Origin of the sequence: Comamonas testosteroni (assembly GCF_000761245.1) — a bacterium.
Taxonomy (GTDB): domain Bacteria; phylum Pseudomonadota; class Gammaproteobacteria; order Burkholderiales; family Burkholderiaceae_C; genus Comamonas; species Comamonas testosteroni_C.
This window is the reverse complement of record NZ_AWOR01000002.1, coordinates 1-16,554: the sequence shown is the minus strand read 5'-3', so window position 1 is coordinate 16,554 and position 16,554 is coordinate 1. Positions and strand designations below refer to the sequence as shown.

Here is a 16,554-nt window from a genome sequence, read left to right as displayed (position 1 = left end):
TTGTAGCCATTTCAATCCAAGGGTGAAAACCATAGCTACTGAATTTCGCGATCGGCGCCACCGTGAAGAGCGCAAGCATCGACTGAACCGAGAAATCATGGCGCCTGAAGTGCGTCTGTCTGGTCCTGAGAACGAGCCTCTGGGCATCGTGCCGCTGCAAGAAGCGCTGCGCATGGCCGGCGAGCTGGATGTCGACCTGGTGGAAATCGCGGCCAACGCATCTCCTCCGGTCTGCCGTTTGATGGATTACGGCAAGTTCAAGTACCAGGAACAGAAGAAGGCTGCTGAAGCCAAGGCCAAGCAGACCGTCATCGAAATCAAGGAAGTGAAATTCCGCCCTGGTACGGATGATGGCGACTACAACATCAAGCTGCGCAATATCCGCCGTTTTCTGGCGGAAGGCGACAAGTGCAAGATCACGCTGCGTTTCCGCGGCCGTGAAATTACGCACCAGCAGCTGGGTCTGAATCTGCTCAACCGTCTGCGTGACGATCTGGCCGATTCCATCCAGGTGGAGCAGTTCCCCAAGCTGGAAGGCCGTCAGATGATCATGATGGTTGCGCCGGCTCGTGCGGGCGGCAAGAAGCCTGCCGGTGGTGCAAAACCACAAGGCGATGGCGTCGCTGCTGCACCTGAAGCTGCAGATAAGGCATAATCGCGGTTTTGCCTTTCAGGCAAGAGTGGGCTTGGCCCACTTTTGTTTTGTGCGGCGATAGAGAATTTGCAGGCTTGCCTGCAAGACGTCAGCCCGGCCTGGCCGGACTGACAAACAAGTGCCTCGGAGGCCAGCGAAGTGTGTGCGGGTTGCACACCGCCTTGCGAGCACAAATTCAATAGGAGCATTCACATGCCCAAAATGAAGACCAAGAGCAGCGCGAAGAAGCGTTTTCGCGTTCGTCCCGGTGGTACCGTCAAGCGCGGTCAAGCCTTCAAGCGTCACATCTTGACCAAGAAGACCACGAAGAACAAGCGTCACCTGCGTGGCATTGTCAACGTGCATGAAGGCGATATGGGCTCCATCGCAAAGATGTTGCCTGGCGCTGGTCTGTAATTCACTGACGAACTAGGAGAAAACACATGCCTCGCGTCAAACGTGGTGTAACGGCTCGTGCCCGTCACAAAAAAGTTCTGAATCTGGCCAAGGGTTTCCGCGGTCGCCGTGGTAACGTCTTCCGCGTTGCCAAGCAAGCGGTCATGAAGGCTGGTCAATACGCCTACCGTGACCGTCGTACCAAGAAGCGCGTGTTCCGTCAGCTGTGGATCGCTCGTATCAACGCTGCTGCACGTGAACTGGGTCTGACTTACAGCCAATTCGCCAACGGCCTGAAGAAGGCTGCCATCGAAATCGACCGCAAGATGCTGGCCGATATCGCCGTGCACGACAAGGCTGCTTTTGCAGCTATCGTCGACCAAGTCAAGGCCAAGCTGGCTGCCTGAGGTCACGATCGGTAGTTACTCTTGTAGGTCTTTTGCAGACAAGAATCCTCAAAGGCATTTGCCGATGGGCGAGCATCTTGCTTGAACCTGATTGCAAAAGTCGTGTCTTGTTCAGTAGCTGCTGATGCACAAACAGCAAGGGCTAGGGCTTGAAAAGGCACTAGCCCTTGTTTATTTTTACAAGTCGATAAAGAGTCGATATGAACGAGTTGGATTCTCTGGTCGAAAGCGCACAGCAACTGTTTGCGCAAGCCCACACCCCCGCTGATCTGGAAAATGCCAAGGCGCAGTTTCTGGGCAAGTCGGGCAAGATGACCGAGCTCATGAAGGGCATGGCGCAGCTTTCCGTCGAAGAGAAAAAGTCGCGCGGCGCCGCCATCAACGTGGCCAAGCAGGCGATCGAAGCGGCCTTGACCGCCCGTCGCAAGGCTTTGGCAGACGCCGAGCTGCAGGCCCATCTGAAGGCCGAGGTGCTGGATGTGACTCTGCCTGGTCGCCGTCGTGGCGCGGGAGGGCTGCACCCCGTCTCCATCACCATGGAGCGTATCGAGGGCATTTTCGGCTCCATGGGCTTTGACGTGGCCCAGGGCCCCGAGATCGAATCCGACTGGTTCAACTTCACGGCGCTGAACACGCCCGAAGACCATCCCGCGCGTTCCATGCACGACACCTTCTATGTTGAAGGCGGCACCCAGCACGCGCCCAATCTGCTGCGCACGCACACCAGCCCCATGCAGGTGCGCCATGCCGTGCAGCATGTGAAGAATTACCGCAATGCGCTCGATGCCGGCCAGACCATGCCCGAGATCCGCGTGATTGCCCCCGGCCGCACCTACCGTGTGGACTCGGATGCCACCCACTCGCCCATGTTCCACCAGTGCGAAGGCCTGTGGATCGGCGAGAACGTGAGCTTCAAGGATCTGAAGGTGGTGTTCACCGACTTCTGCAAGACCTTCTTCGAGCAGGATGATCTGGTGCTGCGCTTTCGTCCCAGCTTCTTCCCGTTCACCGAGCCTTCGGCGGAGATCGACATCCAGTTCCAGAGCGGCCCGCTGGCCGGCAAGTGGCTGGAAGTGGCGGGCTCCGGCCAGGTGCACCCCAATGTGGTGCGCAACATGGGGCTGGACCCCGAAAAATACATCGGCTTTGCCTTTGGCATGGGCCCCGACCGCCTGACCATGCTGCGTTATGGCGTGAACGACCTGCGCCTGTTCTTCGACGGCGACATCCGTTTTCTGTCGCAGTTTCAGTAATTAAAAAGTGAGCTGCTAGCGTATGTTTTAAAACGATTTCAGATAGTTTTAATGCTGAAATCTTTGTATACCGAGCGCTAATAGCTCATCTTTTTGAGATACGCATGCCCAGCCAGTGGCAGACCGCTTGCGGTGCGACTGGCATGAACGCCAAAGAGTCTGACTATGCAATTTCCTGAATCCTGGTTGCGCGAATACTGCAACCCCAATCTGACCACCCAGCAACTGGCCGATACCCTGACCATGGCCGGTCTGGAAGTGGAAGAGCTGGATCCTGTGGCGCCTCCCTTCACCGGCATCGTGGTCGGCGAAATCAAGGAAGCCGTGCAACACCCCGACGCCGACCGTCTGCGCGTATGTAAGGTCGACGTGGGCGGCCCCGAGCTGCTGGACATCGTCTGCGGCGCGCCCAATGCGCGCGTGGGCATCCGCATTCCCTGCGCCACCGTGGGCGCCGAGTTGCCGCCCGGTGCCGATGGCAAGCCCTTCAAGATCAAGATCGGCAAGCTGCGCGGCGTGCAGAGCTTTGGCATGCTGTGCTCGGCCAAGGAGCTGGGCATCGACGAAGATGCCAGCGGCTTGCTGGAGTTTGCCGCCGATGCGCCTCTAGGCCAGAACGTACGCGAGTACCTGAATCTGGACGACACGCTGTTCACGCTCAAGCTCACGCCCAATCTGGCGCACTGCCTGAGCGTCTACGGTGTGGCGCGCGAACTGTCGGCGCTGACCGGCACGCCGCTCAAAGCCCTGTCCTTCCCCGCTGCGGCCGTGGCCTTGCAAGACAAGCTGCCCGTCAAGATTGAAGCCACCGATCTGTGCGGCCGCTTCTCGGGCCGTATCGTGCGCAATGTCAACACGCGGGTGAAGACGCCTCAGTGGATGGTGGATCGTCTGGCGCGCTGCGGCCAGCGCTCGGTCAGCCCCCTGGTGGACATCTCCAACTATGTGATGTTCGAGCTGGGCCGTCCCAGCCATATCTTCGATCTGGACAAGATCAGCGGCGGCCTGAATGTGCGCTGGGGCAAGGAGGGCGAAACGCTCAAGCTGCTCAACGGCAACACCATCAAGATCGACGACTTCCTCAAGGTCGGCGTGATTGCCGACGACAAGCAGGTTGAATCCCTGGCCGGCATCATGGGCGGCGACGCCACTGCCGTGTCCGACGACACCAGGAACATCTACATCGAAGCCGCGTTCTGGTTCCCCAAGGCCGTGGCCGGCCGTTCGCGCCACTTCAACTTCTCGACCGACGCCGGTCACCGTTTCGAGCGCGGCGTGGACCCCGAGTTCACCACCGAGCACATCGAGCGCATCACCGCGCTGGTGCTGGAGATCTGCGGCACGTCCGAGACACAGGTCGGCGCCATGGACGACCACCAGCCCAATATGCCTGTCTCCAAGGCCGTGCAACTGCGCGTGGCGCGTGCGGCCAAGGTCATCGGCATGGCCGTGACGCAGCAGCAATGCCTGGATGCCTTGAACGGCCTGGGTCTGCCCGCCACCGTGGCCGCTGAAGGTGCGGCAGGCGAGCCTGTGATCTCGGTGACGGCACCGACCTTCCGCTTCGACATCAATCTGGAAGAAGACTTGATCGAGGAAGTGGCGCGCATGATCGGCTACGAGAACCTGCCGACCACCAAGCCGCTGGCCCCGATCTCGCCCAAGCTGCGCGCCGAGAACGAGCGCAGCCCCTATGCCGTGCGCCACGAGCTGGCGGGCCTGGGTTACCAGGAAACCATCAACTTCAGCTTTGTCGAAGAAAAGTGGGAGCAGGAGCTGGCTGGCAACAACAACGCCATCAAGCTGCTCAACCCCATCGCCAGCCATCTGAGCGTGATGCGCTCGTCGCTGCTGGGCTCGCTGCTGCAGGTGCTCAAGTTCAACGTGGACCGCAAGGCTCAGCGCGTGCGTGTGTTCGAGTTGGGTCGCGTGTTCTTCAAGGACGACTCCGTCGTCGACTCCGACACCACCGTCAAGGGCTTTTACCAGCCCATGCGCGCGGCGGGACTTGCCTACGGCGCTGCCGACCAGCTGCAGTGGGGCAGGGCAGAGGCCAAGGTCGACTTCTACGATGTCAAGGGTGATGTGGAGGCCTTGCTGGCTCCGGCCAAGCCCGTGTTCGAACCTGCCGAGCACCCCGCCATGCACCCCGGCCGCTGCGCGCGCGTGCTGCTGGACGGCAAGGCCATCGGTTTTGTCGGCGAGCTGCACCCCCAATGGCGCCAGGAATGGGATCTGGCCCAGGCTCCCGTGATGTTCGAGCTGGAGCTCGATGCCGTGCAGGCCCGCCAGGTGCCCGTCTTCAAGTCCGTGGCCAAGCACCAGGCCGTGGAGCGCGACATTGCCGTGGTCGTCAAGGAAGCCGTGACCCACGCCCAGGTGATGGAAGCCGTGCAGCAAGGTGTGCAGGGCGGCATTCTGCGCTCGGCCGTGCTGTTCGACGTCTTCCGTCCCAAGAAGCTCAAGGCTGGCGAGGAAGCGGCGCCGGGCAGTCTGGCCCAGGACGAGAAGAGCCTGGCCGTGCGCCTGACGCTGGGCAGCGACACCGCGTCGCTGACCGATGCGGAAATCGATGCCGCCATGCAGGGCACAATTGCGGCTCTGGTTGAACGCGTTGCGGCTCGCCTGCGCTGATATGTTCAATCCACAAGGAGATCGACCCATGGAGCTTGCCGTAGAGAGCATCGACAGCCCCGCGCTGACCAAGGCGCAGCTGGCCGATCTGCTGTTTGACGAAATCGGTCTGAACAAGCGCGAAGCCAAGGACATGGTGGATGCGTTTTTCGACCTGATCTCGCAAAAGCTGGTGGAGGGGGAAGATGTCAAGCTTTCGGGCTTTGGCAACTTCCAGATCCGCACCAAGGCGCCGCGACCCGGTCGCAACCCACGCACCGGTGAGCTGATTCCCATCGCTGCACGCCGCGTGGTGACCTTTCATGCCAGCAGCAAGCTCAAGGAGCTGATCCAGGGCGAGAGTTCGGGCTCTTAAGGCGATTGGCACACGGCTGATGCACTGTCAAGCGGGGCATCGGTCACTGAAGAGCTGACAGTCTTGCGTCGCGCGCGGTGCAAGGTCCTGTCAGCTCTTCGCGCTATATTGCTAGGACTTGCGCAGGCAGGAGTGCACATCGTGCCGGATCCGGATTTGCGCAGGTCGTGATTGCCTATCTTTCACCCATTCCTTCACTGACCGCTTGCAACCAGCCATGGCTTCATCTTTGCCAGCAATTCCCGCCAAGCGCTATTTCACCATCGGTGAAGTCGCGGATCTTTGCGACGTCAAGCCTCATGTGCTGCGTTACTGGGAGCAGGAGTTTGTGCAGCTCAAGCCCATGAAGCGGCGCGGCAACCGACGCTACTACCAGCATCATGAGGTGTTGATGGTGCGTCGCATCCGCGAGCTGCTCTACGAGCAGGGCTTCACCATCAGCGGCGCACGAAATCGTCTGCGTGAACTGGTGACGGGTCACGGCAGGGCAGTCGAGCAGCAGCCGGTGCTTGTGCATCCGGCCCTGCCCCAGCGGGGGCAAGAGCTGGAGCAAAGCCATCTGCTCGCTGCAATGCTGGAGCAGGGCTGCTCGGAGCCTGCCGGTGCCATGGACATGGAGGAGGTCAAAGAGGAGCTTTTGCAGATCAGGGCGCTGCTTTCTCTTTGACATCGAATTTCTGTGTATAATTCAAGTCTTCGGAATGTAGCGCAGCCTGGTAGCGCACTTGCATGGGGTGCAAGGGGTCGCGAGTTCGAATCCCGCCATTCCGACCAATTAGACAAGGGCCTCTGACTATCAAGTCAGAGGCCCTTTTTCTATTTCTGCGGTGATCCGGCGTGAAGTATTTGATGACGACTTCACTGTAGGAGTGGGGCTGATTTCGCCCGATTGCGTTAGCTCCAACGGGAATAGCGAGGATGGAAACGGTATTGATTCTTGGTTTCTTTGATATAAGAAAGGAATGAAAAGAATTGCCAATTCCAGGCGGAAAATCCGAACTCTGGCTGTTTGAGTGATTTTTGAAACAAATTCTTGCATGCGTTGTGCTAGATTTGCAATCGAATCCAATTGTTTGATGGTGTTGCCAGGAGATCAACCATCAACGCACGGCTTCGCATGCAAGGTTATGCGTCAAGAACACCGGCCGGAAACCGGAGGCTCCGCCTTGCTATCGTGGAAAGGAAAATCTCCAAATGCGCTGTGTCTAGCCTATAGCCGCTTCACGGCCTTTCTGCGCGATTTGTCTGGCCCAGGGGCTGACCTGTTCACCCCTTCACCACGGTTTTGTGGTGCTGCGCCAGGCAAAAGTCATGGGTTTTGTCGATCAGGCAACAAGCGTGGCCTGAGCTTCAGTCTCCCGTGCGGCGCTGGCATGACGCCAAAGGCTGTGATCAAGAGAGTTACAGAACTCCGTATGTCGAGTTCTGAGGCCGTATGCGATGCCTTGCCGGGCAGCAGCGAGCCTGTCCACATCAACAACCAGCTTCCGCGGGAACGACTTTCAAGGTTGCACCGATTGCGCTCGCCAGTGCTCTGGCGGGTCAGCTGTCGCATTGCCCGGTCGGAGCCCAACAAGAGGGATATCAATGAAATTCAATCAGATTGCACAAGTGGTCGCCACCCTGGGCGTTGCATCGTGGGCCATGGCCGGCATGGCCCAGACGACCATGAATGCGCAACAGGCCAACGAACAAGGCGTCGCACTGCAAAAAGTGGTGGAGCAGGCGCTGATGACCCACCCCGAAGTGCAGGCGCGCTTCCAGGATTTCACGTCGTCGGTTGAAGGCCAGAACGTGGCCCGCGGCGGCTGGCGTCCCCAGGTCACTGCCCAGGGCTGGGTCGGCCGCGAGTGGCGCAGCCATATCCAGGATTCTCCATCGCAGAACTGGAGCCGCCCGGGCTGGAATCTGCAGCTGCGTCAGCTGATCTTTGATGGTTTCACCACCAGCAGCAATATCCGCCAGCTGGGCTTCGAGAAGCTGGCCAAGTTCTACGATCTGCGCGCGACCACCGAAAACCTGGCCAACGATGTCGTGGCGGCCTATCTGGATGTGCAGCGTTATCGCGAAATGGAAAAGCTGGCGCGCGAAAACTTCGGCACCCACCAGGTGACGCTGGGGCAGTTGCGCGAGCGCCAGCAGTCTGGTGTGGGGCGTGGCGTGGACCTGGAGCAGGCCAGCGGTCGTCTGTCGCTGGCACAGACCAATCTGATGACCGAGAGCAACAACCTCAACGATGTGATGCAGCGCTACCGCCGCGTGGTGGGCGAGTATCCTGCGGCCACGCTGGATCCCGTGCCCGAGGTGACCGGCAAGCTGCCTGTCTCCGGGGTTGCCAAGGATTTCGGCGATTCCCTGCGCGCCAGCCCGCTGCTGCTGTCCAAGCAGGCTCTGGTGCAAGCGGCCGAGGCCGGTCAGAAGGCGGCCAAGGGCGCGCACATGCCCAAGCTCGAACTGCTCGCTTCCACCGGACGGGATCGTGACCAGAACTCGCCCGCCTACTGGGATGTGCAGAGCTCGCGGGTGCAGCTGATGCTGACCTACAACCTGTATCGCGGCGGTGCCGACGAGGCGCGCCTGCGCCAGACCATCGCCCAAGGTTATGCGGCACAGGATGTGCGCGATTACACCTGCCGCAACCTCCAGCAGGAGTTGTCGATCACCTGGAACAATATGGCCCGTCTGCGTCAGCAAACGCCCTTCCTGCGTGAACATGTGCTCTCCACTGCCAAGGTTCGCGTCGCCTACCAGCAGCAGTTCAAGATCGGTCAGCGCTCGCTGCTGGATCTGCTGAACACCGAAAACGAGCTGTTCGATGCCCAGCGTGCCTTGGTCAATGCGCAATACGATCTGAAGAAGGCCGAGTACCAGTGGCTGACACTGTCCAGCCAGATCCTGCCGATGCTGGGACTTGCGCAGCCGCATGACGATAGCCGCCCGGATGAGCAGCAAGCACTGACCTTGCCCGATGATCTGCTGCGCAGCTGCAAATCCTCGGTGCCGGACACCGCCAATCTGACGCCGGTGCCTTTCAGCGTGGGGGCCGAACAGGGCGCTCCTGCGCAAGCCCCGGCGGTAGCGCCGGTACCTGCCGCGGCTGTGCGCCAGTGATGATTGCCGGCGTCTGGTGCATCTTTTGTGGGAGTTGATGAACAAGATGGATAAAAGCGATTCACCACCTTCGGAGCAGTCCTCCCGGCAGGAGTTGTCGGCGCTGGATGCGGATTTCATCCGCGTTCTAGAGGACTTGATTGACGCCTTGCTTGCCAATGGAACCTTGCGCTTGACGGATCTTCCGCCACAGGCGCTCGACAAGCTGAACCAACGCAAGCAGGCGCGCCGGCGCATGCGTAATTCGCTGGACCTGATTGATGACGACGAAGAGCTTTTATAGGTTGATTGTTGAAGATGACCAAACCAGACGTTGAACCTACATTGGCATCGGTCAGCGGTACGGATGCGACCCAGAAGCAAGGGCATGGTGCTTCGCCCGAAGCCGCGGCAGCGGCAGCGGCAGCGGCAGCGGAGCATGCCGGCCCGGCTTTTCTGGGTGCGCGCAGCGCGGGGCCTGCGCCGGCCGAGGGCTGGCGCATGCCGGCTCATGAGACCCATGCCGATCCCTTGCTCGATTGCCTGGTGCAGCTCACCCACCTGCATGGCAAACCCTACACGGCTCAGGCTCTGAGCAATGGCCTGCCGCTGGTGGATCAGCGCCTGACGCCTTCGCTGCTGGCCCGGGCTGCGGCTCGCGCGCAGTTCAGCACGCGTATCGTGCAGCGCACTCTGGACGATGTCCCCCAGGGCTTGCTGCCGGCGATACTGCTGCTTCACGGCGGCCGTGCCTGCCTGTTGCTCAGGGCGCAGGAGGGCGGTCGCGTCCTGCTGCAGTATCCGGAGTCGGATAGTCCTGTCGAGGTGGGGGTGCAGGCCTTGCTGCAGGACTACACAGGACTGATGTGCTTTGTACGTCCGCAGTTCCGCTTCGAGCAGCGCTCCGTGCAGCAAGGCATGGAGCCTCGTAGCAGCCACTGGTTCTGGGCCGTGATTCTGGAGAACCGGCGCCTGTACCGCGATGCCTTGCTGGCCGCCGTGCTCATCAATGTCTTTGCGTTGGCCATGCCCTTGTTCAGCATGAATGTGTATGACCGGGTAGTGCCCAACAATGCGGTGGAAACATTGTGGGTGCTGGCCATAGGCATCTCTCTTGTGCTGATCTTCAACTTCGTGCTGACGACGACGCGTGCCTATGTCGTGGATGCCGCGAGCAAGCGTGTGGACGTGCAGCTGTCCGCGCAGATCATGGAGCGGGTTCTGGACTTGCGCATGGAAAGCCGGCCCGCATCCGTCGGTTCGTTTGCGGCCAATCTGCGCTCGTTCGAGTCGGTCCGCGACTTCATTGCATCTGCCAGTCTCACGACGCTGGTGGATCTGCCCTTTGTGCTGCTGTTTCTGGTGGCGATTGCCTGGGTCTCGCCCTGGATGCTGATTCCTCCCGTGGTGGCGATTGCCGCGATCTTGCTGGTTTCCTTCTGGGCCCAGGCGCGCATGGAGAGCCTGACGCTCAAGACCTTTCAGGCCTCGTCGCAGCGCAACGCGCTGCTCGTGGAGTCGCTGACCAATCTGGAGGCCGTCAAGACGCTCAATGCCCAGGGCGGAGTGCAGCGTCTGTGGGAGAGCTCCACTCAGTACATCGCCTATATGGGCGGCAAGATCAAGTTCATTTCCTCGGGCACGGTGAACTTTGTTCAGACCTTGCAGCAGCTGGTCACCATTGCTGTGGTCGTCATCGGCGTGTACCAGGTGCAGGATTCGGCACTGTCCATGGGCGGCATCATTGCCGCCTCCATGATTGCGGGACGCTGCCTGGCGCCTTTCGGTCAGGTCGCGGGGCTGATGATGCAGTTTCACAATGCACGCACCTCGCTCAATTCCATCGATAACTATATGAAGATGCCGGTCGAGCACGAAGCCGACCGGGAGTTCGTCTCGCGTCCGGATCTGCGTGGCGCTATCGAGTTTCGCAATGTCAGCTTCAGCTACCCAGGAAGCGAGCAGGCCAGTCTTTCGGGCGTGAGTTTTTCGCTGCGGCCCGGTGAGCGGGTCGGCATCATCGGGCGCATAGGCTCGGGCAAGACCACGCTTGAAAAGCTGGTTCTGGGCCTGTATCAGCCCAGCGAGGGTTCGGTGCTGATCGACGGAGTGGATGCGCGACAGATAGACCCTGTGGACCTGCGCCGGGCCATCGGGCATGTGCCTCAGGACCCCATGCTCTTCTATGGCAGCCTGAAGCACAACCTGCTGGTGGGGGCTCCGTTTGCCGATGAGTCCGATATGGTGCATGCGGCGCGCATTGCCGGTGTGGATGAGTTTGTGGCCCGCAATCCCAAGGGCTACGACATGCTGGTGGGCGAACGCGGCGAGTCGCTGTCCGGCGGCCAGCGTCAATCCATTGCGGTTGCCCGTGCCCTGATCAACGATCCGGCCATCTTGTTGCTCGATGAGCCCAGCAGCAATCTGGACAATCAAAGCGAGGCCCAACTCAAGCGGCGGCTCGAAGAGGCCGCCCGGGACAAGACCATTTTGCTGGTCACGCATCGCACGGCCCTGTTGACCCTGGTCGACCGGCTGATCGTGATCGATGGCGGCAAGATTGTTGCCGATGGTGCCAAGGATCAGGTCATCGAGGCGTTGAAACAAGGACGGATCGGTGGAGTAGGAGCGCGAGCATGAGCGAGTCCCAATTGAAAAAAAAGCCGTCGCGCTTCATGGGTGCTCTCAAGGCGCGCTGGTCGCGGCTGGAGCGATGGCTGCTCGACGGCAGCGAGGTGGTGGGAACGCATCGGCCGGATGACCTCAAGGCCGACGCGCAGTGGGCAGCGGGGCAGCAGCAGGCGCGTGGCTCGCGCCTGTTGATATGGGTATCTCTGGTCACCGTGCTGGTTCTGCTGCTCTGGGCTTGCCTGGGGCGCATTGATGAAGTGGTGCGAGGCCAGGGCAAGGTGGTTCCTTCGCGCCAGGTTCAGGTGGTCCAGAGTCTGGACGGCGGCATCGTCAAGGAGATTCTGGTGCATCCCGGCGAGCATGTGGAGCAGGGCCAGGTCATCTTGCGCATCGATCCAACGCGCTACAGCTCGTCCCTGGGGGAAAACAAGGCCGAGCTGCTGGCATTGAAGGCCAAGGCGGCGCGTCTTCAGGCCCTGGCATCGGGCGAGCCATTCAAGGCTCCCGAAGATGTGCAGGCCATGGCGCCTCAGCTCGTGGAGATGGAGCGGCGCATGTGGGAGAGCCGTTCCCAGGAGCTCAACACCAATGTCAATATTGCACGCGACCAGTTGCGCCAACGCCAGCAGGAGCTGCGCGAAACCCAGGCCAACCGCGACCAGGCATCGTCCAGCTGCAGCCTGACTTCCGAAGAGCTGTCGGTGACTCGCCCCTTGCTCAAGAGTGGTGCGGTGTCCGAGGTGGATTTGCTGCGCTTGCAACGGGATGTGGCTCGCTTCTGTGGCGAGGCAAAGGCGGCAGGTGCGCAGATCGGGCGCATTCAGGCGGCGATTCAGGAGGCGGAGCGCAAGATTCAGGAGTCCGAGCTGAATATGCGCAACCAGTCTCGCTCCGAGCTCTCGGATACCCAGGCCAAGCTGGGGACCCTGGAGCAAGGCAAGGTGGCGCTGGAGGATCGCGTCAAGCTGGCCGAGGTACGCTCGCCCGTGCGCGGCACGGTCAATACCTTGATGGCCAACACCATTGGTGGTGTCGTGCAGCCGGGCAAGGACATTCTGGACATCGTGCCCTTGGATGACACCTTGCTCATGGAAGTGCAGATCAATCCGCGCGACATCGGCTTCCTGCACTTCGGTCAGCAGGCCGAAGTGAAGTTCACGGCCTATGACTTTGCCATCTACGGGGGCTTGCAGGGCAAGCTCGAGCAGATCGGAGCCAACACGGTCACGGACGAAAAAGGGAACTCCTTCTATGTCGTGAAGGTGCGCACGGAAAAAGCCCATGTGGGGGATGACTCGCGTCCCATCATTCCGGGCATGCAGGCCGAGGTGCATATCCTCACCGGCAAGCGCACCCTGATGCAGTATCTGCTCAAGCCGATTCTGCGTGCCAAGTCCAATGCATTGATCGAACGCTAGTTCATGGATCACCAACAATTAAAAAGGAACTCTATGAATGCCTTGCCTGTATTGATGCTGACCCAGGATGCCACGTTGTGGCAGGAATGGCAGCAGATCGCAGGCCCTCAGTGGATGCCTGCGCGCGGCCAGAGCCTGGCCGATTTGCAACGCTGGAAGCAGCAAGGCCGTACCGTGGTGGTGCTGGATGCAGCCCTGCCATCCTTGCCGGAGTCGACTGCTTCACGCTGGAATGAGCTGCTGAAGGATCTTCAGGTTCTGGTTCTGAGCAACCGTCCAAGCGATGAGGAGGGCCGAAACTTGCTGTCCCGCGGGGCATGCGGCTATGCCCATGCGCAATCGAGCCCGGAGGTGCTGTCGCGGATGCTGCAAAGCATGGCTGGCGGCAACATCTGGCTTGGACGTTCTTTGCTGCAGCGCTTGCTGCGCGATGTGGACGCCCGCCTGCCTGAGCAGGAGTCAGACTGGGCCGAGCCATTGTCGGCACGCGAGCAGGAGGTGGCCCGCTATGCATCGCTGGGCGACAGCAATGCCGAGATCGCCGAGCGCATGTCCATCAGCGAGCGTACCGTGCGCGCCCATCTGTCTGCGGTTTTTGAGAAACTGCAGGTACAGGATCGATTGATGCTGACATTGAAGGTTCACGGTATCGGGCGCAAGCAGCTGGCCTGAACCAGACCTTGGCGTTGCCGATGCAGACCTGATCATCTCCGGTGCTTGCCGCTGGCGTGCCGGTTGTTGAAAAGCCTGAAGCCTGCATATTGCAGGCTTCAGGCTTTTTTTGATCTGGAGCAGCAGAGATTGAATAAAACTGGGCCGGATTGGCTTTGACGCCAATAGTGCCCCGGGGCCTTGGCTCCTACCATGTCAGCTGAAATATTGGAGAGGTGCCCCTGTGCACCTTCGCTTTTTACTCTGACTGGATAGGCAGACCCTCATGGCAGCTCAAACCGTTCTCGTTACCAAACTCACTGGCCAGGCTTGGATGCGTGGTCCTGATGGCAATCTGACGGTGCTCCATGAAGGCATGCGTATCCCCGCCGATGCCGAGATCGTCACGGCGTCCGGCAGCACCGTGCAGTTGCAGGCGGATGGACAGCCACCGCTGATCGTGGGCGAGAACCAGGACGTGCATCTCACTGCGGACCTGATCCAGCCGCCCACCGTGGAAGAGGCTGCTGTGGCGAGCCCCGCGAATGCGCAGATTGACCAGATCATTGCAGCCATCAATGCGGGCCAGGATCCGTTCGATGAGCTCGATCCCACGGCGGCCACATTGTCCGGCGGCAGCGAGGGTGGCAGCACTTTTGTGCGCCTTTCCAGCATTATTGAGGCCGTGTCGCCGCTGGCGCTGGAATACGGACGCTCTGCTCCAGTGACTACCGTGCTTCCGCTTTTCAGTGGGGTGGGCGCTTTGGCGGACAACACGGATCAAGTTACGCCGCCTCAGCCTGTCACAAGCATTCCCCAGGCAAGTGCTGATTCGGGTGTGATCTTCGAAGATGCGGTATCCGCCTTGCAAGGCAATGTGCTCGCCAACGACAAATTGGGCGAAGGGGTCCTCGCAGAGCATCGAGTTGTTCTGGTCGGCGCAGATCAAGGGCTGTACGGCAAGATTACCCTCAACTCCGATGGCAGCTACAGCTATCAGCTTGATAGCAGCTTGAATGCTGTGCAGGCATTGGGTGTGGGTGAGACCCTGGTCGAGACCTTTACCTACACCCTGGTCGATAAAGACGGTGCCAGCTCTACTGCGACATTGACTGTCACCATCGTCGGCACCAACGACGATCCCGTCCTCACCGGCAAGGCCGATGGGGCTTTGGCCGAAGACGGCGTGTCGGTGGTCACCGGCAAGCTCAACGTGGCCGATGTCGACATCACCGATACCCACAGCTGGAGCGTCAGCAACGAAGGTAAGGGCCAGTACGGCAGCTTCTCGGTTGACCAGAACGGCGAGTGGACCTATGTGCTGAACAACGACGATCCCAAGGTCCAGGCCCTGGCCGAAGGTCAGAAGGTCACCGACACCATCACTGTGACCGTCGACGACGGTCACGGCGGTACAGCGACTCAGGCCATCACCGTCACCATCACCGGCACCAATGATCTGCCCGTGGCGCCCAACTATCAGCACACCACGCCGGAAGACCAGCCCGTCAGCGGCAAGGTCACCGGCACCGATCCCGATGGCGACACGCTGACCTACACGGTCGACAAGCAGCCCGAGCACGGCAAGCTGGAATTCAATCCGACCACCGGCGAGTACACCTACACGCCGAACGAAAACTACAACGGCCCCGATCAGTTCACGGTCATCGTCGATGACGGTCACGGCGGCAAGACCACTTCCGTTATCGAGATCGGCGTCACCCCGGTCAATGACGCACCGCTGGTTCCCAATTATGAGCATACGACGCCCGAGGAACAGCCCGTTAGCGGCAAGGTCGTCGGCACCGACGTCGATGGCGACAACCTGACCTACACGGTCAACAAGCAACCGGAGAATGGCACGCTGGTGTTCAACCCGACCACGGGTGAATATACCTACACGCCGAACGAGAATTACAACGGTCCTGACCAGTTCACGGTCATCGTCGACGACGGCAAAGGTGGCAAAGCCACTTCGACCATCAATATCGGTGTCACGCCGGTCCTCGACGTACCCACGATTACCGTCTCCGACGCTGGTGACGTGAACGAAGGTTCCTCGGCCACGTTCAATATCAGCCTGCAGAACACGGTTGACCTTGACAAGGACGCCACGGTCACGCTCAAGCTGGACGGCCAGATCGAAACGGCCGACCACGGCGCACCGACGGTCACCATCGGGGGCCAGACCGTCCAGGTCACCGCGAATGCCGACGGCACCTACAGCTTCACGCTTCCCGCCGGCACCACGGGAGGCATCGTGGTCACGGTTCCGACCAACGATGACGTAGTCTTCGAAGGCCGTGAGCAGATGACGCTCACGGCCACCTTGACCGGGGAAACGTCCAGCGGCACGCTGCCGTCCGGCATCTCCGATTCGGGTAATGCCGTAATCGTCGACACCGAAAGCACGGATCCGGGCAACCCCAATCCGGGCGCTGACGTCCCGACCCTGGACGTCTCCGATCCAGGCAATGTCCACGAAGGCACCGACGCCAAGTTCGACATCACGCTGGGCAAGGCCGTCGACGCAGAAACCACCATCACCTTCAAGCTGGGCGGTGACATCGAGGGCGACGACATCGGCACGCCCGTGGTCACCATCGGTGGCGCCACGGTCACCCTGGTGAACAACGGCAACGGCACCTACAGCTTCCAGGTCCCGGCCGGCACCACCGGCGGCATTGTGGTCACCGTTCCGACCACCGACGACGCCGTCTTCGAAGGCAGCGAGAAGCTGACCCTCGAAGCCACGCTGAGCGGCAAGACCGCCAGCGGCGTGGATCTGCCCGCCGGCATCACCGACACCGGCAACGCCGCCATCGTCGACACCCAAGGTCCGGGCGCTGACGTCCCGACCCTGGACGTCTCCGATCCAGGTAATGTCAACGAAGGCTCCGACGCGGTCTTCAATGTCACGCTCGGCAAGGCGGTTGACGCCAACACCACGCTGACCTTCAAGCTCGGCGGCGAGATCGAGGCCAACGACATCGGTACCGTCAAGGTCACCATCGGCGGCAATCCGGTTACCGTCACTGCCAACGCTGACGGCACCTTCAGCATCACCGTGCCGGCCGGCACCACC

General features: G+C 60.6%; 14 protein-coding genes and 1 tRNA gene. 14 read left to right on the top strand and 1 reads right to left on the bottom strand.

From position 1 onward, the window contains the following. The first annotated feature begins 22 nt into the window (after positions 1 to 22). The 8 genes from infC to P353_RS03895 all read left to right on the top strand — a co-directional run bounded on the left by infC (position 23) and on the right by P353_RS03895 (position 6,453). Complete coding sequence (infC, locus tag P353_RS03930; RefSeq protein WP_019044015.1) at positions 23 to 655, top strand: translation initiation factor IF-3; 633 nt, start codon at positions 23 to 25, stop codon at positions 653 to 655. A gap of 192 nt (positions 656 to 847) precedes the next feature. Next, positions 848 to 1,051 carry a 50S ribosomal protein L35 gene (gene rpmI, locus P353_RS03925; RefSeq protein ID WP_034365623.1) on the top strand — a complete coding sequence of 68 codons (204 nt, stop codon included), beginning with the start codon at positions 848 to 850 and terminating at the stop codon, positions 1,049 to 1,051. 26 nt (positions 1,052 to 1,077) lie between these two features. Beyond that, the gene (gene rplT, locus P353_RS03920; RefSeq protein ID WP_003053572.1) at positions 1,078 to 1,437 is read left to right on the top strand and encodes a 50S ribosomal protein L20; all 360 of its coding nucleotides are present in this window, start codon (positions 1,078 to 1,080) and stop codon (positions 1,435 to 1,437) included. Between the two features lie 200 nt (positions 1,438 to 1,637). Then, complete coding sequence (gene pheS, locus P353_RS03915) at positions 1,638 to 2,690, top strand: phenylalanine--tRNA ligase subunit alpha (RefSeq protein WP_003069975.1); 1,053 nt, start codon at positions 1,638 to 1,640, stop codon at positions 2,688 to 2,690. Positions 2,691 to 2,855: 165 nt separating this feature from the next. After that, on the top strand, positions 2,856 to 5,324 hold the full coding sequence (gene pheT / locus P353_RS03910) for a phenylalanine--tRNA ligase subunit beta (protein ID WP_034365620.1): 2,469 nt from the start codon (positions 2,856 to 2,858) through the stop codon (positions 5,322 to 5,324). Positions 5,325 to 5,352: 28 nt separating this feature from the next. Continuing rightward, positions 5,353 to 5,679 (top strand): integration host factor subunit alpha, encoded by a 327-nt coding sequence (locus P353_RS03905; protein WP_003053575.1) that lies wholly within the window; start codon positions 5,353 to 5,355, stop codon positions 5,677 to 5,679. Between the two features lie 217 nt (positions 5,680 to 5,896). Continuing rightward, positions 5,897 to 6,346, top strand: a complete 450-nt coding sequence (locus P353_RS03900) for a MerR family transcriptional regulator (RefSeq protein ID WP_034365617.1) — start codon at positions 5,897 to 5,899, stop codon at positions 6,344 to 6,346. Positions 6,347 to 6,376: 30 nt separating this feature from the next. Then, a tRNA-Pro gene (locus P353_RS03895) sits at positions 6,377 to 6,453 on the top strand. A gap of 22 nt (positions 6,454 to 6,475) precedes the next feature. On the opposite strand, the gene P353_RS28975 is transcribed toward P353_RS03895, so the two are convergent. Beyond that, positions 6,476 to 6,718, bottom strand: coding sequence for a hypothetical protein (locus tag P353_RS28975; RefSeq protein WP_157839503.1), 243 nt, complete (start codon positions 6,716 to 6,718; stop codon positions 6,476 to 6,478). Positions 6,719 to 7,266: 548 nt separating this feature from the next. Between P353_RS28975 and P353_RS03890 the strand changes: the two genes are divergently transcribed. The 6 genes from P353_RS03890 to P353_RS03865 form a co-directional block, all read left to right on the top strand. Then, positions 7,267 to 8,790: a TolC family outer membrane protein gene (locus tag P353_RS03890; protein ID WP_034365614.1), complete on the top strand. Its 1,524-nt coding sequence runs from the start codon at positions 7,267 to 7,269 to the stop codon at positions 8,788 to 8,790. A 37-nt stretch (positions 8,791 to 8,827) separates the two neighbouring features. Beyond that, positions 8,828 to 9,073, top strand: a complete 246-nt coding sequence (locus P353_RS03885) for a hypothetical protein (RefSeq protein ID WP_034365611.1) — start codon at positions 8,828 to 8,830, stop codon at positions 9,071 to 9,073. 197 nt (positions 9,074 to 9,270) lie between these two features. Beyond that, a complete protein-coding gene (locus P353_RS03880) occupies positions 9,271 to 11,409 on the top strand; it encodes a type I secretion system permease/ATPase (protein ID WP_052084687.1) in 2,139 nt (712 codons plus the stop codon). Further along, the gene (locus P353_RS03875) at positions 11,406 to 12,818 is read left to right on the top strand and encodes an HlyD family type I secretion periplasmic adaptor subunit (protein WP_034365608.1); all 1,413 of its coding nucleotides are present in this window, start codon (positions 11,406 to 11,408) and stop codon (positions 12,816 to 12,818) included. Before P353_RS03880 ends, P353_RS03875 begins: the two co-directional genes overlap by 4 nt. Before the next feature lie 33 nt (positions 12,819 to 12,851). Continuing rightward, a complete protein-coding gene (locus P353_RS03870) occupies positions 12,852 to 13,490 on the top strand; it encodes a response regulator transcription factor (RefSeq protein WP_034365605.1) in 639 nt (212 codons plus the stop codon). Between the two features lie 265 nt (positions 13,491 to 13,755). After that, positions 13,756 to 16,554: retention module-containing protein (locus P353_RS03865; protein WP_034365603.1), on the top strand; the 2,799-nt coding region annotated here is incomplete at its 3' end.

Coding starts and splice junctions, on each gene's coding strand:
- pheS (WP_003069975.1), top strand. CDS start 1,638: ATGAACGAGTTGGATTCTCTGGTCGAAAGCGCACAGCAACTGTTTGCG.
- P353_RS28975 (WP_157839503.1), bottom strand. CDS start 6,718: ATGCAAGAATTTGTTTCAAAAATCACTCAAACAGCCAGAGTTCGGATT.
- P353_RS03885 (WP_034365611.1), top strand. CDS start 8,828: ATGAACAAGATGGATAAAAGCGATTCACCACCTTCGGAGCAGTCCTCC.
- P353_RS03890 (WP_034365614.1), top strand. CDS start 7,267: ATGAAATTCAATCAGATTGCACAAGTGGTCGCCACCCTGGGCGTTGCA.
- P353_RS03880 (WP_052084687.1), top strand. CDS start 9,271: ATGCCGGCTCATGAGACCCATGCCGATCCCTTGCTCGATTGCCTGGTG.
- rpmI (WP_034365623.1), top strand. CDS start 848: ATGCCCAAAATGAAGACCAAGAGCAGCGCGAAGAAGCGTTTTCGCGTT.
- P353_RS03905 (WP_003053575.1), top strand. CDS start 5,353: ATGGAGCTTGCCGTAGAGAGCATCGACAGCCCCGCGCTGACCAAGGCG.
- P353_RS03875 (WP_034365608.1), top strand. CDS start 11,406: ATGAGCGAGTCCCAATTGAAAAAAAAGCCGTCGCGCTTCATGGGTGCT.
- pheT (WP_034365620.1), top strand. CDS start 2,856: ATGCAATTTCCTGAATCCTGGTTGCGCGAATACTGCAACCCCAATCTG.
- P353_RS03870 (WP_034365605.1), top strand. CDS start 12,852: ATGAATGCCTTGCCTGTATTGATGCTGACCCAGGATGCCACGTTGTGG.
- rplT (WP_003053572.1), top strand. CDS start 1,078: ATGCCTCGCGTCAAACGTGGTGTAACGGCTCGTGCCCGTCACAAAAAA.
- P353_RS03900 (WP_034365617.1), top strand. CDS start 5,897: ATGGCTTCATCTTTGCCAGCAATTCCCGCCAAGCGCTATTTCACCATC.